This is a genomic window from Gordonia terrae (assembly GCF_051789125.1).
In the GTDB taxonomy this organism is placed as follows: domain Bacteria; phylum Actinomycetota; class Actinomycetes; order Mycobacteriales; family Mycobacteriaceae; genus Gordonia; species Gordonia terrae_A.
The window spans coordinates 1224250-1243713 of the sequence record NZ_CP196526.1; the positions used below are offsets into that span (position 1 = coordinate 1224250).

At 59.7% G+C, this 19464-nt stretch carries 15 protein-coding genes and 1 pseudogene; 13 read left to right on the forward strand and 3 right to left on the reverse strand.

Annotated features, from left to right (window positions below):
- Positions 1–22 precede the first annotated feature (22 nt).
- The 3 genes from ACSUZC_RS05565 to rfbA all read right to left on the reverse strand — a co-directional run bounded on the left by ACSUZC_RS05565 (position 23) and on the right by rfbA (position 2496).
- A complete protein-coding gene (locus ACSUZC_RS05565) occupies positions 23–295 on the reverse strand; it encodes a hypothetical protein (protein ID WP_439031889.1) in 273 nt (90 codons plus the stop codon).
- A gap of 324 nt (positions 296–619) precedes the next feature.
- On the reverse strand, positions 620–1621 hold the full coding sequence (locus ACSUZC_RS05570) for an acyltransferase family protein (RefSeq protein WP_439033000.1): 1002 nt from the start codon (positions 1619–1621) through the stop codon (positions 620–622).
- On the reverse strand, positions 1618–2496 hold the full coding sequence (gene rfbA / locus ACSUZC_RS05575) for a glucose-1-phosphate thymidylyltransferase RfbA (protein ID WP_439031890.1): 879 nt from the start codon (positions 2494–2496) through the stop codon (positions 1618–1620). The genes ACSUZC_RS05570 and rfbA overlap by 4 nt, the downstream gene beginning before the upstream one ends.
- 130 nt (positions 2497–2626) lie before the next feature.
- On the opposite strand from rfbA, the pseudogene rfbB reads away from it, so the two are divergent.
- The 13 genes and pseudogenes from rfbB (at position 2627) to ACSUZC_RS05640 (ending at position 19447) form a co-directional block, all read left to right on the forward strand.
- A pseudogene (rfbB, locus tag ACSUZC_RS05580) lies at positions 2627–3675 on the forward strand (dTDP-glucose 4,6-dehydratase).
- 504 nt (positions 3676–4179) lie between these two features.
- Complete coding sequence (locus tag ACSUZC_RS05585) at positions 4180–5667, forward strand: sugar transferase (protein ID WP_439033001.1); 1488 nt, start codon at positions 4180–4182, stop codon at positions 5665–5667.
- Between the two features lie 81 nt (positions 5668–5748).
- Complete coding sequence (locus ACSUZC_RS05590; RefSeq protein WP_439031891.1) at positions 5749–7182, forward strand: hypothetical protein; 1434 nt, start codon at positions 5749–5751, stop codon at positions 7180–7182.
- 57 nt (positions 7183–7239) lie between these two features.
- Positions 7240–8544 (forward strand): UDP-glucose dehydrogenase family protein, encoded by a 1305-nt coding sequence (locus tag ACSUZC_RS05595; protein ID WP_439031892.1) that lies wholly within the window; start codon positions 7240–7242, stop codon positions 8542–8544.
- Positions 8545–8583: 39 nt separating this feature from the next.
- Entirely contained in the window at positions 8584–9495 is a 912-nt protein-coding gene (locus ACSUZC_RS05600; RefSeq protein ID WP_439031893.1) for a glycosyltransferase family 2 protein, read from the forward strand.
- Positions 9492–10916, forward strand: coding sequence for a lipopolysaccharide biosynthesis protein (locus tag ACSUZC_RS05605; protein ID WP_439031894.1), 1425 nt, complete (start codon positions 9492–9494; stop codon positions 10914–10916). Before ACSUZC_RS05600 ends, ACSUZC_RS05605 begins: the two co-directional genes overlap by 4 nt.
- Positions 10917–10965: 49 nt before the next feature.
- Positions 10966–11853 (forward strand): glycosyltransferase family 2 protein, encoded by an 888-nt coding sequence (locus ACSUZC_RS05610; protein ID WP_439031895.1) that lies wholly within the window; start codon positions 10966–10968, stop codon positions 11851–11853.
- Positions 11846–12979, forward strand: coding sequence for a glycosyltransferase (locus ACSUZC_RS05615; RefSeq protein ID WP_439031896.1), 1134 nt, complete (start codon positions 11846–11848; stop codon positions 12977–12979). The genes ACSUZC_RS05610 and ACSUZC_RS05615 overlap by 8 nt, the downstream gene beginning before the upstream one ends.
- Positions 12980–13416: 437 nt before the next feature.
- Positions 13417–14115: a glycosyltransferase gene (locus ACSUZC_RS05620; RefSeq protein ID WP_439033002.1), complete on the forward strand. Its 699-nt coding sequence runs from the start codon at positions 13417–13419 to the stop codon at positions 14113–14115.
- A complete protein-coding gene (locus ACSUZC_RS05625) occupies positions 14112–15245 on the forward strand; it encodes a glycosyltransferase (RefSeq protein ID WP_439031897.1) in 1134 nt (377 codons plus the stop codon). Before ACSUZC_RS05620 ends, ACSUZC_RS05625 begins: the two co-directional genes overlap by 4 nt.
- 155 nt (positions 15246–15400) lie before the next feature.
- On the forward strand, positions 15401–16846 hold the full coding sequence (locus ACSUZC_RS05630; protein WP_439033003.1) for a polysaccharide biosynthesis tyrosine autokinase: 1446 nt from the start codon (positions 15401–15403) through the stop codon (positions 16844–16846).
- 74 nt (positions 16847–16920) lie between these two features.
- Positions 16921–18273 carry an O-antigen ligase family protein gene (locus ACSUZC_RS05635; protein ID WP_439031898.1) on the forward strand — a complete coding sequence of 451 codons (1353 nt, stop codon included), beginning with the start codon at positions 16921–16923 and terminating at the stop codon, positions 18271–18273.
- 190 nt (positions 18274–18463) lie between these two features.
- Positions 18464–19447 carry a cellulase family glycosylhydrolase gene (locus ACSUZC_RS05640; RefSeq protein WP_439031899.1) on the forward strand — a complete coding sequence of 328 codons (984 nt, stop codon included), beginning with the start codon at positions 18464–18466 and terminating at the stop codon, positions 19445–19447.
- Positions 19448–19464: the final 17 nt, after the last annotated feature.

The window sequence follows — 19464 nt, forward strand, 5'->3', positions numbered from 1 at the left end:
CAGTAGGCCGACTTCGGGCAGTTCAATCCTCGTACCTTCGGCGCTCACGCGTACGCCAGACGGTGATCGCTGCGATGACGACTGCGGCAACCGACAGCAGGTCACTCTCCGTGATCCCGTGCTCGATACTGAACGACACCAGAACACGGCCCTCGATCGGCTGATTCCACAGCGCCCATGCGACCGCGTTCGCGGTCAAGAGGCCCGCAGCTGGGTAACTGGGTCGCGCGAGGGACCAGGCGCCGACGACGAAGAGCAGGTTCATCAGCACGAGTGCGTGGAACGGATCGGGCATCACGACAGTATGGGTGCTCGCCGACCAAGTCGCGCGCTACGAGATGGTGTAGCGCCGCTAAGGGCTTTCGTCGGGGGCGGGCCAGCTCCAACTAGATGGAGGAGATCGAGGTCGGTTGGGCAGACCCTCCTCCGGGAGTGGCCATGGGGGCCGCACGATTGCTCGCGAGAAACAAACCCACGATGATCGCAGCCGCAAGAAGAACCATCAAGATCCAGGCCCATACCGGGGCTGATCTAGCAACGCGCTTGACGATGTCAAACATCAATAGCTCTCCAAATCGAGACGCAAAGGCGACGAACGGTAGTCACAGTAGCGTGCGAACTATGACCTACCCGTGGGCAGTCTATGCCTGCTTCGTCGCGTCGTACCGACAAGGTAGGGGGACAGGGGACTGGCGAAGAGCAGGAGCGCAGTCAGCCAAGGTGCCGTCAACGCCAGTGCGAAGTCGATCCAGCTGCCGGTTGGAGGCGTCCGAAGTAGCCAGAGAATGGCGGCGTGTGTGAGAACAACCATAAGACCGGTCGCGGCGAGTGAAGTGGTCCAAGTTGCCGCGCGTCCGGCCCAGTGGACGGTGGTCTCGGCGATCAGTACTAGACCGCAGGCGATTGATGCGGCGACTAGCACGCTTAGGACGGGTGTGCCGAAGTCGGCCTGCTTCATGTCCATCGGGGCACTCAGGTGAGACCCCACGAGAATGGCCGGCAAAACGAGGAGGCCAGTGCCGATCCAAAGCGGTTGTTGAACAACCGATCTGATCGATCGGAATGCTGACCCCAGGAGGATGAACAGCATGGCTGGTACAGCCACCCCTGCAGAGAGCGGAAGTGCTGATACAGCGGAACTATCGAGGTAACACATGATCAGAACGCAGATTGAGACGGTCCATGGAACGAATCGCGGGAGGCGTTGAAGTGACCTGAGAAGGATAACGGCGAAGAATAGCGCGGTGACAAACCAGAACGCGGAGAATGGGCGACCGAGCTCCGAACCACCCCACAAGAGGTTGAGCAAGAGGGGCCAGGGGTCCTTCGAGTCCCTGAGGACTTCCTGCCCGAGGTAAGGAATGGAGATCAGGGCCAACCAACAGGCGTACGGGACCAGGAGCGTTCGTGCGCGTTTGCGCGCTTCGGTTCGGACTGCACGATGCTGAGTCCACAGGTATCCGGTGAGAAAGAAGAAGAGGGGGACGTGCCAGGTGTAGATGCCCTCGCGGGTGAATTGGTTGTCCCAGACATGGCCCGCAATTATTGCAACTATGCCAAACACCCGTAGCAGGTCTATTGATACCGACCGCGCCGCGGGACGGTAGGGCAGCGATGTCAGTGGGTCTGCCTTCCGCGCTCCAAGACTTCAACGAGGTACTTACCGTACCCGGATTTCATTAGCTTTCCAGCACTCGCCTCGAGTTCCTCGTCGCTGATGAAGCCACGACGCCAGGCGATCTCCTCGGGGACGGCGATCTTGAGTCCCTGGCGTTGTTCGACGGTGCGGACGAAGTTGCCGGCGTCGAGGAGGCTGTCGAAGGTCCCGGTGTCGAGCCAGGCCGTACCGCGTGGCAGCACGGTGACCGACAGCTTGCCGCGTTTGAGGTAGTGGGCGTTGACGTCGGTGATCTCGTACTCCCCGCGTGCACTGGGCTGCAGGTTGCGGGCGATCTCGACGACGTCGTTGTCGTAGAAGTAGAGGCCGGGGACGGCGAAGTTGGACTTCGGTTGTGCGGGCTTCTCTTCCAGCGAGATGGCGGTTCCGTCGGCGTCGAAGTCGACGACGCCGTAGGCCTCGGGGTTGGCCACCCAGTAGGCGAAGACCGCTCCGCCGTCGACGTTCTCGAAACCCTGCAATCGGCTGCCGAGACCCGGCCCGTAGAAGATGTTGTCGCCCAGCACCAGTGCCACCGATTCGGTGCCGATGTGCTCGGCGCCCAGGACGAAGGCCTGCGCCAGTCCGTCGGGTGAGGGCTGGGTCTTGTAGGTCAGGTTGATGCCGAACTGGTCGCCGTTGCCCAGCAGATTCTCGAACGCCGGGGCGTCGTGCGGTGTGGTGATGATGAGGATGTCGCGGATACCGGCGAGCATCAGGGTCGACAGCGGGTAGTAGATCATCGGCTTGTCATAGACCGGGACGAGCTGTTTGCTCACCCCCTGCGTGATCGGGTGCAGCCGCGAGCCCGTGCCACCGGCCAGAATTATGCCCTTCATGCCGATAGGCTAAATCCATTCGACGTTCAGTGCAGAATTGAAATAACTGAACGCAAGTATTTGAGATTATTGGCTTGTGGTCAATCTTGATTAATTTATCCGTCCGCAAACAGCGAAAATTGGGTTCAACATGCGTGTTCTCGTGACCGGTGGTGCCGGGTTCATCGGCGCCAACTTCGTGCTGCGTACCCTGGCCACCCGCCCCGAGGTGTCGATCCGGGTCCTGGACAAACTGACCTACGCCGCCAACCCCGACACCCTCGCCCCGGTCGCCGACCGGGTCGACCTCGTCGAAGGCGACATCACCGACACCGCCCTGGTCGACCGCCTCGTCGCGAAGCCGACCTCGTGGTCCACTTCGCCGCCGAATCCCACAACGACAACTCTTTGGCCGACCCCTCGGCGTTCGTCACCACCAACCTCGTGGGCACCTACACCCTGCTCGAAGCCGTCCGCGCCCATCAGGTCCGCTACCACCACATCAGCACCGACGAGGTCTACGGCGACCTCGACCTCGAGGACCCGGCCCGCTTCACCGAGACCACCGCCTACAACCCGTCGAGCCCCTACTCCTCCACCAAAGCCGGCAGCGACCTACTCGTACGCGCCTGGGTGCGGTCCTTCGGCGTGGCCGCGACCATCTCCAACTGCTCCAACAACTACGGGCCCTACCAGCACATCGAGAAATTCATCCCCCGCCAGATCACCAACGTCCTGACCGGGGTGCGTCCCAAGCTCTACGGCGACGGCCGCAACATCCGCGACTGGATCCACGTCGACGACCACAACGACGCCGTCTGGACCATCATCGACCGCGGCCGCATCGGCGAGACCTACCTCATCGGCGCCGACGGCGAAGTCGACAACCGCACCGTCGTGGAAACCATCCTCGAACTCCTCGACCAACCCACCGACGCCTTCGACTTCGTCACCGATCGCCCCGGCCACGATCGCCGCTACGCCATCGACTCCACCCGCCTACGCACCGAACTCGGTTGGCAACCCACCTACCTCGACTTCCGCGCCGGAATGACCGCCACCATCGACTGGTACCGCACCAACACCGACTGGTGGCAACCCACCAAGAACGCCGTCGAACAGAAATACGCCACCACCGAACGCGTCATCGGCACCTCTCGATGCACTTCTTCTCGTCAACGTCACACACGGTTCATTTAAGCCTGATAGGACGTTGTCCCTCGACAGCATTTGCTTTATCGCTCGCGAGATATCGGCTATCGCTCGTTTGACTCGGTTCCGAGATCGCTAAAATCAGTTAGGAATGGTTCGCGGTGAAATTGGTCCCTGTTTTGTAGGCCGCGCCCACGGTGCAAGGGCGAGCACCGGCTCCGTGTCCGTTGTGGCTCGGACGGCGCCGCTACTTTTCCGTATATATGCAGGTCGGTGAGCTCCAGGTCGTCCCGTTGCTGAGGTCGCTCGGTGGGCATTGAGATGTCTATGTCCTTCCGTGTGCTGTGAGTGGATCCGCGGTCAACTGGGAGGATTCCCCTGGTTCGGTCGAGTTGTGAGTGAGATCGAAGTGAAATAGGCTCGCCGCACGGGATGAGTATTCCAACGACGGGGTCTCTCTCTGGTGTGGCGTGGGGAGTTCGCCTTTTCCTTCAGTATTTCGGGGATGTTGGGAGGTGGGCAGTGGCCGATCGTCAAGCCTTTGACAGGCCGATGCGCGGCGTCGGTCGCCGTGGTCAGCGGCTTCGGTTTGTCGATCGCACAGAAGACCGTTCCCGGTCCTGGATGCGTACATATCTCAAGCGAGTCTCCGTCTCAGACGCGGTGATAGTGATCGTTGCTGTAGCCGTCGCCCAGGGGGTTCGGTTCGGCGCCGATGGAGCGATGGCACCTAACGGCAGGGTAGGTGCTCCTGCGGTCTACGTCTCGGTCGCTCTGGGCATCTCGTGGCTTCTTGCACTGCGCGCGTTCCAAAGCCTGGATCGCCGAATTCTCGCGTCCGGATCGCAGGAGTACAGCCGCGTAGTGACCGCATGCCTTTCGCTATTTGGCGTTCTGGCGATGGTCGATCTGCTGTTCAAACTCAACATCGCGCGAGGATTCTTGGCGCTCGCACTTCCGATCGGCACGTGTGGGCTCGTACTGTCGCGCTGGATGTGGAGACGAGTCCTGTTGATGCAGCGCAGGCGTTCAGAGAACCTCGAACACGTGCTAGTTGTCGGAACGCGTAGTTCGGCCGTCCCCCTCATGGAACGGCTGGTCAAACACCCGGAGCTGGGTTACCGAGTGGTTGGAATCTGCTTGCCGGAGCGCAGTGGACGTCCCCGGATCATGGCCCTCGGCGAGGCACAAGTACCGGTTCTAGGCACGTTCGACGATGTGTGTGACGTCGTCGCGGAGACCGGAGCCACAACCGTAGCCGTTACTTCCGCAGAGGCCCTGGGACATGACGCCATGCAAGCGCTGTCCTGGGACCTCGAAGGATTGGACGTCGACATGATCGTCTCGCCCGGCGTCACGGACGTGGCAGGGCCCCGTGTCATGGTGCGTCCCGTCGCCGGCTTGCCGCTCTTGCACATCGATAAGCCCAGGTATGAGGGTGCAAATCGATTTCGTAAGGCCGTTGTCGACAGGGTTGGGTCTGCTGCGATTCTTCTGATGTTGGCGCCGGTATTCATTGCAGTCGCCTTCGCTATCAAACTGGATTCGCCGGGGCCGGTCTTCTACAGGGCCACTCGCATGGGCATCAATAACCAACCGTTCCTGATGTGGAAATTTAGGTCGATGGTCCAGGATGCTGACAAGCACAAAGCCGGTCTCCAAACGCTCGACGAGGGCGCCGGTGTCCTCTTCAAGATGCGGAATGACCCTCGTGTCACTCACGTGGGTTCGTTCATTCGGCGTTACAGCCTCGACGAAATTCCGCAGTTGCTCAACGTACTGGGCGGAACGATGAGTCTAGTGGGCCCGCGTCCTCCGCTGCGAGAAGAAGTTGAACAGTACGACGGCCGCGTTGCCCGACGGATGCTCGTCAAGCCTGGAATGACTGGTTTGTGGCAGGTTTCAGGTAGGTCGGATCTCTCCTGGGAAGAGTCCGTGCGGCTTGATCTTTCCTATGTTGAGAACTGGTCAATCATGCAGGATGCACTCATTCTGTGGCGGACAGTTCGGGCCGTGCTTCACAAGGATGGAGCCTACTGAGTCATGTCGACTCCGGTTAGTACGAGCTGTGACACCCACAGTCTGGATGATAGCTGTGAAAGGAATCGTGGTTCAGGCGTAATGGACACACGAGTCCTCAGTGTAATGCTCCCCGTCCTGCTGGTATTCGTCGCTTGCTCCCCTCACGATGACAAATCGACTTTCCATGCGCAAATGCTCGGCGAAGCGAGTTATGGATTCGTATCCGACAGTGTTGGGCTTTCTATTGAGTCATCGACTTTGGCAGGAGACGGTAAGTCCCTCCAGGTCGCCGAACTCGCCGAAGTCTTCAAAGATTTTCGCCCTGGGATGGTTCTACGGGTCGGTGGCAATACATCTGACGAGATGTTCTGGACGTCGCAGGGGGAGTCGCTGCCAGCTGGGTACCGGTTTCGGGCGACTCCAGACGGTTTGAAGAGGCTCGCGGCGCTGACTGGGAGCCTTGGATGGCGGGTGGTGATGAGCGTGAATTTACGGTCGCGAGACGCGGGTCGCGCCGCCGACATGGCCAAACATGCAACCGCGATCTTTGGCGACCGGTTGATTTCGATTGCAATTGGCAACGAACCGAATGTCTACTATCCACCGAACCCCCCATTCGGCACCTACGTAAACGACGTACGGCGTTACTCCGAAGCTATTCGCAACCTGGTGCCTGAGATCGACATCCAAGCACCGGACTCCAGCGGCAACAGATACGACTTCATCTGGGGGAGCGCTTCCCAGTTTTCTCGATCGCGTAGTGCCGCTCCCGATGTGTACGCTGCGCATTTCTACGGATCGCGAGGATGCGGGAACACCACAATGGGGCCAGGCGGCCTCTTTTCTGAGTTCGCATACGAGACGCGTGACGAATCCCTCGTCGATATATCCCGCGCCGCTGCTATCGCAAACTCTTCTAAGGTGGTGCTCTCCGAGGCGAACTCGGTCAATTGCGGAGGTATTCCAGGAGTAAGCAACAGACTCGCAGGAGCCTTATGGATGCTGGACTTCGCGCTGGATGCGACGATTCGTGGGTTCGACGGTGTCTACTTCCATGGAACACTCACAGACTGTATTGCTTACTCGCCGATATGTGTGAGCAACGATCAAAAGATCAGTAAGGCCGATCCTTTCAAGGCGATAGCAATCCTTAATCGATTGGCCAACGGCATCGCCATGCTTCAAGTCGTGCCGGATGAGAAGAACGAGAATGTTCGACTCTACGGACTGAAGGGGCGGAAGTCGCTCGCGCTCGTGGTGATAAACACTGGCGAGGACAGCGACGACCGGGCCGACGTCGACGTTACCCTCCCTGGAGATAACTACGTTCCCCTTGAAGAGATCGAGATGTCTACAAAGGATGAATCGTCCCAGGATGGAACGAGACTCGCGCGCAAGACCACCTTGAAAGGGATTCCCCCAGACTTGGATATCAGATGCGAAGCCGATCGTAAAGACGAAGGAACTACTCACGTCGCGGAGGTAAATAGCGCGCCAGCATCGGCGAAGATTCTCTTTTTTTGTGCACTTTGAGACTGGGTGGCCATGTCTATCAGACGTGTCACCGCAATGCTTTGGAAAGGCAGTTGCATGAGAATTGTAGTGTTTGGACTGGGCTACCTCGGAGCTACCCACGCGGCCTCCATGGCAGAGCTCGGCCATGAGGTGCTCGGGATTGAATTGGACGACTACCGACGCGAGGAACTAGCCCGAGGCGAGGTCCCGTTCTATGAGCCCGGGCTCCCCGATCTGGTTCGGAAGCACCTCGAGTCGGGCCTCCTCAAGGTGTCGGCGAGTTACGAGGAAGCGGCAGAGTGGGGTGGGGTTTACTTCATCGCGGTAGGTACACCTCAGCGCAAGGGGGAGTACGCCGCAGACCTGCGCTACGTGGAGAGCGTAGTGGAGAGCCTGGTTCCGCTGCTGTCGGAGGAGGCATTAATTCTCGGCAAATCCACTGTGCCGGTCGGTACTTGCGAACGACTCGCAAATCGCGCGCAAGAATTGGCCAAGGACGACGTAGCGGTTCATCTCGGGTGGAACCCCGAGTTCCTACGTGAGGGGCACGCAATCGACGACACACTGCGTCCGGATCGGATAGTCGTCGGCGCGGAGAAGGGCGGCAAGCTAGAACTCGCAGCCCGTGAGGTCTACGCGCAAATGATTGACCGCGGCACTCCTTACATCGTCATGGATCGCCAAAGCGCGGAGATGGTCAAGGTCGCGGCCAATTCTTTTCTCGCCACGAAGATTTCATTCATCAACGCGATTGCGGAGGTATGTGAGGCTGCAGGAGCCGATGTCACGGCCGTGGCCGATGCAATCGGCCACGATGACCGGATTGGACGGAAGTTCCTCAACGCGGGTCTAGGTTTCGGTGGTGGGTGCCTGCCGAAGGACATCCGTGCATTCATGGCGAGAGCCGGCGAATTGGGTGCGTCGGAAGCGCTGTCGTTCCTTCGAGAGGTTGACAACGTCAACATGCGACGACGTAATCGCATGGTGAATCTGACGAAGCGTTCCTGCGGTGGATCGTTGCTCGGTAAGCGCGTCGCGGTTCTAGGCGCAGCATTCAAGCCGGAGTCGGATGATGTGCGCGACTCTCCCGCCCTGAACGTGGCGGGCCAGCTTCAACTGCAAGGAGCCTCGGTCGTGGTGTATGACCCAAAGGCGAATGAGACTTCGAAGCGCCTGTTTCCGACACTGGACTACGCGCCTACCGCGCGAGCAGCTTGTGAACAAGCTGATGTGGTCGCCGTGCTGACCGAGTGGCGAGAGTTCCGGGATCTGAAGCCGAGCGATTTGGACACCATCGTTCGTGGCCGCACCATTATCGATGGCCGTTTGTGCCTCGACGAGGCAACGTGGAAGTCAGCGGGTTGGACGTATCTGCGCTGACCGAGCAATCTGAGCTCGTACTATCGAAAGGGAGGCCCCTTGAAGTCTCTTGCTCCTCTTGAGAAGCAGGCGCGCCTCCGGCAATTGGCTGGCGGGGCGAAGTTTCAGGTTCGAAAGGCATTAATTCTGACCCGGATCCGAGCGATCAATGCATTACCGTTCAGGCGCACCGCTTTGGGCGACGCGGGTGCGCCGATCGTGAGTATGACGACCTACGGCGATCGGCTCGGGCTCGTTTACATTGCAATCGAGTCTATTCTTATGGGGCGCCTTCGGCCGTCGCGGATAATTTTATGGGTCGACGACGGCGCAACTATCGAGCGACTGCCAAGACGATTGAAGCGATTGCAGCGCGTAGGTCTCGAGGTTCGGCAATCGATCGAGGGCGTCGGCCCGCACACAAAGTACTTCGATGCACTGGGGATCGCCGCCGAAACAGGCTTGCCGCTGGTCACCGCCGATGACGACGTAGTCTACCCGGCGTATTGGCTGCATCGGCTATTCGGATATCACCTGGATCACCCGGACGGGATCAGTTGCTACCGCGCCAGGCGCATCGGCGTCGACCTGAGTGACGGTGACCGCGGTCCTCAAATTGTGCCTTATGCTGAGTGGCCGCTGGTTCATGATGCAGAGGAGAACAACAGGAATTTTTTGTGCGGCGTTTCCGGAGCTTTATATCCCGTGCACATGGTCCGCGCCCTGATTGCGCGTGGGACCGAGTTCAAGGCGGTCTGCCCGACGGCAGATGACGTTTGGATCAATCACACCGCACTGCAGGTCGATGTCCCAGTTCGGGTGGTCGATGGCAGCAGCCGCGACTTCGCCTCCATCGAGGCCGCGCAGTCAAGCGCGCTCAAACACGTCAACGTGACAAAGGGTCGCAATGACTCACAGGTCGCCGCAACCTACGTAGAGTTGGACCGAAAGAAGCTGGCCGCCTCCCTATGACAGTCCCGGAGTATGCGGCCGGTCCAGGCTCCGACTTGCAAGGCGAACGGGCCGAACAGCGGCAAAAGACCAGAAACAATGTGAGCCGCAGTATTGCGATCGTCACATTCGGAAACTTAATGCCGCTGCTGGCTTCGATTATCACAGCTCCCCTGTTGGCGCGAGCCCTAGGAGCAGAGGGACGTGGGTTGGTTGCGGCCGCTGCCGCGCCGCTATTGGTAGCGACGGCGGCGCTGACAATGGGCATGCCCGAATCCGTGACGTATTTCGTTGCCCGCCGGGTACGGACGATTCGTAGCCTTACATTGGGGATCTGCGCAATGTCTGTTGTAGGGCCCCTTGGAAGTGCCCTGATCGTGGCGATCTCCAGCGCGTTGGCCGGTGCGCATCCCGACATCCAGGATCTGATGTCGATGATTGGGTTCATGCTGACTCCCGCGCTCATCGTCCTGGTGATCCGCGGTTATGCGCGTGCCGAGCAAGCTTGGCTGATCGTCGCGTTTGATCAATGTCTGGCCAGTGTGTTCCGAGTTGGAGCCCTATGTGCGCTACTCGCATCGGGGAGCCTAACCGTCACCTCGGCCGCGTGGGCCTTGGCCATTGGAAACTTTGTCGGAGGCTTCGCTTACCTGGGCCTCCTTCGGACCCGTCGATCTGGGACCCCGACTGCACCCGAAGACCTTGGGGCACGTGCGCATGCGACGCAACTGGCTCGATTCGGTCTGGGTGCATGGATTGGTTCGGCCGCGGGCGTCATTCTGGCGAGGCTGGACCAGGTGCTGTTCCTGCCTTTGTCTTCCGCGGCGGAACTCGGTATCTACGTCGTCGCAGTGTCGCTCGCGGATATGGTCCGGACATTCAACACCGCGGTTCGAGATGTCGTGTTCTCGGTACAGTCAGCGCGGAACGACGACGAGAGCCTTGGTCGGGCGGCGCGTTTGTCGACCATCATCACAACTGCGGTTGGGGCAGCCGCCGTGCTGATGGCCACGTGGGCGGTCCCGCTGGCGTTCGGTTCTGAGTTCGGCTCGGTGACAGTGGTACTTGCTGTCATCCTGGTCGGCACGATCATCGGCAACCCGGGCTCGGTAGCTGCGGCGGGAATGACGGCTCGCGGGCGACCGATTCTGCGGAGTGTCGCGATTCTTTCGTCTGTAGTCCTCAACGTTGTATTGTTGGTTTTACTATTGCCCAAAATGGGTGCGATGGGAGCGGCCATTGCATCCATGATTGCTAACGGCGTCTGCGGTCTGTTTGTACTGGTTCTGGCAAATCATGTGTTCGGGATGAAACCCGCACTATTCTTGCGATTTCGACGCGACGACCTCGCGATTCTCTACTTGAGGGCGCGTGGATTCGTGATGCGGTTCCGGGGGTTCGCTGGGTCTCGTCGACGTCCGGTAAGTGGATCGAGAGGTTGAAATGTACTGCGATGAACGGCGTTTGGTTAACGGTAGGTATCTGATCTCTGTGGCCACCTATATGCGTCCTAAAGGCCTCGGCCGCCTGCTCGACAGCCTGATGGTAGGTACGAACTCGTCCGCCGACGTAGTGGTTGTGGACAACGACCCGGCCGGTTCGGCCAGAAGTATCGCTGAAGATCACTCGGCTGCGACGTACTACACGGTTCAACCGGAGGCGGGTATCGCGCAGGCGCGCAACGCAGGTCTTGATTTTTTCACCCCTGATTATGACGGGATCATTTTCGTCGATGACGATGAGTGGGTAGACGACGAGTGGCTGTTCACTCTTACTTCTTACCTGGATACGAGCGGGGCCGACGTCGTGCAGGGTCCGGTATTGACCAGCCTCCCAGACGATTGCCCGGAGTGGATTAGGCGTGGCGGCTTCTTCCAGCGTGAGCGCGCGATCAGTGGCACTAGGTTGCTTTCAGCCGCGACCAATAACAGTGTGATGAGGCGGGACGCCTGGGTACGCGCCGGCGAGCCACGCTTCGACACGTCGTTCAGCGAGACCGGAGGAAGTGACTGGGACTTCTTCTGGGGTCTAAGGCTTTCCGGCGCCAAGATCGTGTACTGCAACGAAGCGGTCGTGTCCGAGGATGTTCCGGCTTCGAGGCTTAGCGCACGATGGCTGGTCCGCCGGAGTACTCGCAGCGGCATCGTCCATACCCGCGTGCGCCTCAAGTATAGCGATCACCCATATAGTGCGATGGTGAAAGGCATTCCGCGCGCCGGCTATTACGCATTATTGTTCCTGCGGGCGATTATTTTTGACCGCACGATTCCAGCCAAGCCATTCAACGTTCTGAGTTTCGAGATCGGCAAGGTACTAGGTCTGATTGGTTATCGCACTTACGAGTATCGCCGCACCGACGATGGAGTGACCGTTGCATAAACTGACGTCCAACAGCACGAGCGTCGCACTCCTGGCCTTTCCGATGCATGGGCAGCACAAGCTGAGTCGCGAGGGCTATCGAACTCGTGACGGTCACTTGATCGAGTGGTTCGGGCGACTCCTCGCGGGCACTGGAAGCACCGCAGTTATCTCAAGGCCGGAGCCGCACCTGACCGGTGCATCTGTCCGCGCAAAGAATCTGAAAGTTGCTTCGAACACTGTTGCTCTGAACTCGTTCACCTGGGCGGTTCCCCGCATCTCTGACAGGCAGGCATGGTGGGTCGACTCTCTGTCCAAGTACCCACGTCTTGCTGGGGGACTCGACGTGGCGGATGCGGTCGTGTGGAATCCGTTTGTGTCGCTGAGTTCTTCCTGGGGTGACCTTGGTGCGGGCGGCAGGACGATTGTGTTCGATCTGTTGGATGACTGGACAGTTCATTTCGCATTCGAGGGTATCGCCGGAAGAGTTCAACAGGCTTACGAGCGGATGTTCGCACGTGCAGACCATGTGACCGCGAACTCTGAAGCAACCGCAGAGCTCGCACGGCGGTTCGGTCGTTCAGACGTCCACCTCTTACTCAATGGATGCGACCCGGAACGGTTTTCAGAAGCTCAGACAATCGAGGGGCCGATTACCGTCGGATACGTCGGAAAGATAGGACGTCGACTCGATCTCGATCTGATCTGCAACACAGCGAAAGAACTACCGGACGTCGAATTCGTCTTCGCGGGACCCATACTGGACCGGGAGTATCGCAAGCCTTTGCGCGACATCGGCAATATTACTCTGCTCGGCGATGTTCACTACGAACGTGTGCCAGAGCTGCTAACGACCTTTGATGTCGGGTGGGTGCCGCACCGGGTCGGCCGCGGAGAAGTCGGAGGTGATGTCATCAAGACTTATGAGTACCGTGCCGCTGGGCTGCCGGTGTTGACTACCCCGGTTCTAGGCACGGGCGATCGCAAGCTCGACGACGGGGTGTTTGTCGTCGACGCCTCTGACCAAAGAGACTGGCTGGCGCGATTAGCCGCGGGGCCCAGGCCGGCGCGTATCCCAGCAAATATTCCTGAGCATGTGACTTGGCGGTACAAAGCCCAGTTCGTCTTGGATCTGGTTGGGCGGTGACGGCATTGAGAAGCAAGTCGGCACGAGTTCACCTCGTTGCCGCTCCGCTCATGGCAAGGAGTGGGGTCTACAACTCTCTGTTCGATCTAGTTGAACAAGCTCAGTCAGAGGGGATGCCGTGGACAGCAACCGTCGGTATGCGGCCTGGAGCGCCGGGTACTGCACGTCAGCATAGGGCCGTCGCCGTTGGCGAGGTGAGCAGCCATGGGTTGCCGGTGGTTGGGGAGATTCGGGCAATGCTTGCATCCGACGACAACTACGCCCGAGCGGACTGGGTGGTAACCCTGATCAGCCAATCGGACATGGCCGTATGCCGGGACACACTAGTTGGCAGTCGCGACCGGTCGTCGTGGATCGCGTACATACGAGGTCTACCGTGGCCGGCCCCCGGAGAACAGTCGGCTACGCGGCGACAGATGTTGAGGCTGCTCGAAACAATGACTTTGCGCTGCGCGCGTGAAGTGTGGGTTACAACGGACACGCTGGCGGAGGACGTGCGTCCATGGGCTTCTCCGCGGATAGTCCGTCCGGGCATCAAGTCGCTGCCGAGAAGTAACTCCGGAAGGAACTCGGCTGGCCCCCTGGTATGGGCCGGCCGGTTAGACGTAGACAAGCGGCCCGGGTTGTTTGCGGAGATCTGCGAACGGACAGGACGTGACGGACGAATATTCGGGGACGGGCCTTTGCGTGATTCACTTGCCGCAGCAGCGAACAAACATTGCGAGCTGATGGGCTGGGCGGGGCGGGACGAGATGTGGGAGCCCGCTTCTCTCTTTGTAGGTACCTCCTATCGCGAGGCCTTCGGGAGAAGCGCTGTAGAGGCCAGCCTCGCCGGAGTCCCGATAGTTGTTGGCCACAGGTACGGCGCAGCTGCAATGTTGGTGACTGATCCGGACATACGGAGACTCTGTGTAGTCGAGTCGTCGGATCCGGATGCCTGGGCTGTCGTGGTTGGCCGATTGCTTGACGATCCCGAACTGCTCTCACTCGTGGCCGAACACGTCCATTCGAACGCGCAATCGCTTTCCATGGCAGGGGCCGTGGCTGGCATGACCAACCGTTTTGCCGATTTGAGCTTGCCTGCCCGAAAACCCGAGCGTTCGGGTCTGCAGACTAGCCGGAGGATGAAAAGATGAAGCACGGATCGAAGCCCACGGTTGCGATTGTAGGCACTCGAGGCTATCCAAGTTACTACGGAGGCTTCGAGACACTCATTAGGAAATTAGTGCCGTTCCTGACCGATCGCGGTTGGCGAGTTGTGGTCTACTGCCGGTCGGGGGTCGATCGTGTCGAAGAGGACGCGGAGGGGGATTCGGTCGTTCAGGTATTCTCTCCAGGAATTGAGAGGAAGTCGCTCAGTACGCTGTCCTACGGCTTGACAAGTTCGGTCGACACGGCGTTCCGCAACGTCGATGTCGCGTTGGTAATGAATGTGGCAAACGGTTACTGGCTTCCTATACTTCGGGCCAGGGGTGTGCCCATCGTTCTCAACGTCGACGGTATCGAGTGGGAGCGTCAGAAATGGGGTGGCCTCGCGAAGCGAGTGTTTCGCACCGGTGCTGTTCTTTCTGCGCGCTACGCTGACCGAATAGTGTGCGATTCGCTGGCAATTCGCGATCGTTGGGTGAGAGAATTTGCCCGAGTCGGGGCTTACATTCCGTATGGAGGCACCGAGGCCGGCGAACTCGAACCGGTCCGCGGTTACCAAGCTGGCGAGTATATACTCTATGTCGCCCGATTTGTGCCGGAGAACTCCGTTTCTGAGTTCATTGGTGCTGTCGAGCTGTTGCCGAGGGGGCAAAAGGTTGTGATTGTCGGTTCGTCTGGATACGGCGGCGAAGTAGAAGCGCGAGTTGCGGCGCTTGCTGATGCGTGCGAGAGTGTGACCTGGTTGGGTCACATATCAGATGACGACGAGCTCCTCGCTTTGTGGCAAAACTGCGGAGCGTATTTCCACGGTCACAGCGTCGGTGGCACTAATCCGGCACTCGTCCAGGCGATGGCATGCGGAGCACCAACCGTAGCCCGCGATACCAAGTTCAATCGAGAGGTCCTCGGCGATGCTGGAGTGTTTACTCAGCCCGATCCAGCTGCGATTGCGGAAGCACTGTTGGGACTGATGGGCAATCACGCCACCCGCGTCGAGCTTGGTCGGTCTGCGATCCTTCGGCAGCAGGAACATTTCACCTGGAACGGTGTATGCCAAGCATACGAGAACGAGCTCCTGGCCAGTATCAAATCCCCACTGGAACCCGCGCTTCACTAAGCAATTCACCTCAGCGGTGGGGTTTCGAAAACTGGAACTTTCCCGTTAACCCAGAATCAGCTCGATCGGCTCGATGAGTCCGAGCCCCAACCGAGGCAGGCACTGTGAATCAAACTGAAGCTGTGAATACCGCATCGGCGGCCGACCGACTGAGGGTGCTCCTGCGCGTGATCCGCGATGGCTGGTGGATTATCGCTCTATGCGTTTTGATTGGAGGTGCCTCGGCGGTAGGACTCAGTCTTACTCAGACCCCGCTGTACCGGTCCTCTGCGGTCTTGTACGTGACCTCTGGGACGGAGGCAACAGTACAGAATGCGTATCAGGGTTCGCTCGCGTCACAGCAGCGCGTGGCGTCCTACGTTCGGTTGGTGGACTCGGAAGCAGTGCTTCGCGACGCTCTCAACGATTCAGGCCTCCAGATGACCGTAGAGGATGCCCGCGAGGATGTGTCGGCGTACGCATCCTTGGAGACCGTGCTGCTCACCGTCAACGCAACAAATGCAGACGCGGCGGTGGCCAGCGACCTCGCTAACAGAGTCGCAGAGTCCCTGGTCAAGTACGTGTCGGTGCTCGAAACTCCGAGCTCCGGCGGCGATCCGCTGGCCAAGGTCACCGTTGTGAGTCCCGCAATGACAAGTGATGCGCCGATCTCACCGCGAACCAAACGCAATCTCGCTATCGGACTCACGGTTGGGTTACTGCTCGGATTGCTGATAGTGCTCGCACGGCATCGACTCGACACACGCCTGCGGAGCGAATCCGACGTGACCGAACTGTTGCCCAATGTGTCGTCGCTTTGCACTGTTCCGGACGATTCCGCACTCCAAGACAAGGTCTTGCTCGACTTCGCTCCCGCAGGAGCGAGTCCGACCGGGGAGGCTTACCGCAGGCTGAGGGTCAATCTGGGATTCGTGAGCGTGGATACGCCGGCTCGACGGATCCTCGTCACGAGCGCGAACCCCGGAGAAGGCAAGACGACGACTGCTGTAAATCTCGCGGCGGCGTTCGCTGAGTCAGGTAACAGAGTGGTTCTGGTCGAAGCGGATCTTCGGAAACCGTCTGCCTCTCAGCGGATGCGTCTGACCAACAGTATTGGTCTTACTGACTATCTGCGCGGAAGCGTGGAGAACGTCGCGGAAGTGATCCAGCAGTCGAGTACACCGGGTGTCGACGTACTCGCGTCCGGGCCGGTGCCGCCCAATCCTGCGGAGTTGCTCGCATCTCAAAGGACTGGCCGCTGCTTCGCGGAGCTCGAAGCGCTCTACGACCTGGTCATAGTCGACTCCGGACCCGTAATGCCGGTGACCGATGCTGTCGAGTTGACGAAGTGGGTGCACGGCGTGGTGGTGGTGGTGAGGGCCGGCAGCACGAAGCGTACGGAGCTTGTGGCGACTTTTGCTGAGTTGGAACGAGCACAAGCGACGATTCTGGGTGTCGTCGTGAACGGCGTCAGCGATCGTGAACGCACGTATCGATATGGATACTACGGAGATATCGCCCAAGTGGACCCGCGTCACGTCAATCCAGCAACGGTCGCCACCCGCGCATCGCGTGACAGCATGCGTCAGACGCCAGACGACGGACGGTCGGTGTACCGCTGAACCGGCGGCGCCAGTCAGGTCCCGGGCCAAACGGCCAGTCGCAGTTCGTGGAGTGCAGGAGGCAGTAGGTCCTTATGGTATTGGTCCTCATTCTGCTGGTGATCGGGATGGTATGCGTCGCAGCCTATTACGACCCTCGTCTCGGAGTCGGGATAGTGCTCGCCGGTTATGTGGTGTTACCCTTCGCTGCGCAGATCACGATCCTGGGTGTGCATGTATGCACGGTCTTGACAGTGGCTGTCGGTTGTACGCGTCTCCTGATCCCGCAGCAACAATTGCCGGTGAGGGTCAGGACCATTCTGGCTGCGATCCCAAGGGGCGCGGTGGGTTTGCTCGCGATCTTTATTGTTGGGTCGCTTGCTTCCGAATTACTGAGTGGTACAAGCCCTGGTGTGGCCCTGTCGTTTTGGCTCAACTTCATCTTGGCCCCAGTGCTGGTATTCCTTATGTGTTGCGACCTCGCTGAGCGATACGCATCGTTCTACCGTTTCGTAGCTCTGGGTTATATACTCGCGGCCTGCGCTCAGAGCGTGCTGGCCTACCTCATTTCGCGTGACCTCGTGGTGCAACCTTTCCTGGATCGGTTCATGACCCGGTTCTGGTGGCGAATTGTCGACGAGTCCAATCGGCAGATGGGCACTATCGACCACCCGCTCGACCTTGGTTTGTTCATCGCCACCGCGATCCCTCTGTTGGCGTTACTCCGACGAACATGGTTGACCTATGTAGCCCTAGTTTTGATGATGGTTGGGATAGCGCTTACGCAATCGCGGATCGGTTTGCTGGGCGCCGCGGTCGGGGTGATCTTCTTGATCCTTACAAGCTCTGCCACGTTGGGTCGCCGCGTATTCCTCGGGCTAGGAGTCGCTGCTGCGTACGTATTCTTCGATGCGCTTGGTGTTTTCAACGCCATCTTTGGCCGGATCGCTGATGACTCCGGGTCCGCAGACGCGAGGAGGAGTGCATGGGCGGTGATTCTTCCGGATCTGTCGCGATTCTTCCCGTTCGGCGAGGGGATTCAACGCGTGAAGCCGTTTGTGGCGTCACAATACGGTTTGAACACAAGTCCGGAGTCGGCACTGTTAGGCTATCTGATCGGTTTCGGTGCGATCCTAGCCACCTGTTTCTTCGCCGGGCTGCTCTGGATTGTGATGCGGAGATTGCTAGTCGACCGGTCGCTTAACCCAGGCATGGTGGCTGTACTCATCGCGCTGGTATCAATTCAGCTGTTTTCCTCTATCAGCACCGGAGGTACCGTAACGGCGTACGTGCTGTGGACGTGTATGTTCTTTGCCATCGCCTACACAGATACGAATGGATCGGCGAGTCAACGGGTCGCGATTGGTATCTCGGGCTCCGAGGGGCCCGTAACAGCGGGCGCTGCGACAGACGGCCGGGCGGGCCCATCGCGACGCGGAGCAAACTGAGCGACAGACGTTAGGCCGTTCGCGGTGACTGGCCGATCGTGAACGGCGGCTGCGGTTTGAGCCCGAATCGGCAAATGGCAGTCCAAGGGGGCAGTCGAGCGGGATAATCATGCAGACCCACTCTGACAGGGGGACCATGCGCCGACTCATTGCTTCGATTGCCGCCAGCATAGCGGTGGCCCTAGGGTTATTGACCGCCCCCGGTGCGTCGCTCGCGGAGACTCGAGTCGCCGTCGGCGTCGCCTCCATCTCCACCCAGTACGCGGGCGCAGACTTCCATCGTGAAGCCGAGCAGATTCGTTCGACAGGCGCATCGGCGATCCGCATCCCGGCGAAGTGGAATCTGCTGCAGCCGTCGAATTCGACTTCCTTCACGTGGACACGTCTCGACGCCGCGGTGAGTGCAGCGCGGGCCAAGGGACTGTCGGTTCTGATGAACCTCGAGGGCCCGGCCCCGGTTTGGGCACAGAAGCCAGGCGCGAATCCCATCGCAAATGGGAACGCACCCGCCAACCCGGCTACTTTCGGAGAGTTCGCCCGGCAGGTCGCACTCCGATACGCGCCGCGTGTCGCGGCGTGGGAAGTATGGAACGAGCCGAACCTGGCGCACTACCTGATTCCTCCGACCGCCGGCGAGTACGTCCCGCTGCTGAAGGCCGCGTTCAGCGGTATCCGCGGCGCAGGGGCCAATCAGCCGGTGATCACAGGTGGACTGTCGAGTCTTCGTACCGAGACCCGGGACACGGTGTTCATCGCCGATATGTATGCGCTTGGTGCCAAGAACTACTTCAACGGCATCGGAGTCCATCCGTACACGCTTCCGTATCCCATCACCGCAGACCCACGCGGAGGTGACGGCGGTGGGGCGGCAGTACTGCCCCAGGGACGCGAGACGATGGTGGCCAACGGAGATTCGGCGAAGTCGATCTGGGTCACCGAGTTCGGGCAGCCGACCGGCACGACACCTGCGTCGACGACCGAGGCAGTTCAGGCCACCATCATCACCGACGCAGTCAACCGCGCCAACAACCTGCCGTGGATCGCGGCGATCTTCCTCTTCACCTCGCACGACCTGTCGGCCAACAAGGCAGAGGACAATTCGAACTTCGGCCTGTACCGCTTCGACGGTTCACCGAAGCCGGTTGTGGCTGCGCTGCAGGGTGTACTGAACTAGCCGATCCGCCGGGCACA

Coding starts and splice junctions, on each gene's coding strand:
- rfbA (WP_439031890.1), bottom strand. CDS start 2,496: ATGAAGGGCATAATTCTGGCCGGTGGCACGGGCTCGCGGCTGCACCCG.
- ACSUZC_RS05585 (WP_439033001.1), top strand. CDS start 4,180: ATGCGCGGCGTCGGTCGCCGTGGTCAGCGGCTTCGGTTTGTCGATCGC.
- ACSUZC_RS05605 (WP_439031894.1), top strand. CDS start 9,492: ATGACAGTCCCGGAGTATGCGGCCGGTCCAGGCTCCGACTTGCAAGGC.
- ACSUZC_RS05595 (WP_439031892.1), top strand. CDS start 7,240: ATGAGAATTGTAGTGTTTGGACTGGGCTACCTCGGAGCTACCCACGCG.
- ACSUZC_RS05635 (WP_439031898.1), top strand. CDS start 16,921: ATGGTATTGGTCCTCATTCTGCTGGTGATCGGGATGGTATGCGTCGCA.
- ACSUZC_RS05620 (WP_439033002.1), top strand. CDS start 13,417: ATGACTTTGCGCTGCGCGCGTGAAGTGTGGGTTACAACGGACACGCTG.
- ACSUZC_RS05590 (WP_439031891.1), top strand. CDS start 5,749: ATGGACACACGAGTCCTCAGTGTAATGCTCCCCGTCCTGCTGGTATTC.
- ACSUZC_RS05565 (WP_439031889.1), bottom strand. CDS start 295: ATGCCCGATCCGTTCCACGCACTCGTGCTGATGAACCTGCTCTTCGTC.
- ACSUZC_RS05625 (WP_439031897.1), top strand. CDS start 14,112: ATGAAGCACGGATCGAAGCCCACGGTTGCGATTGTAGGCACTCGAGGC.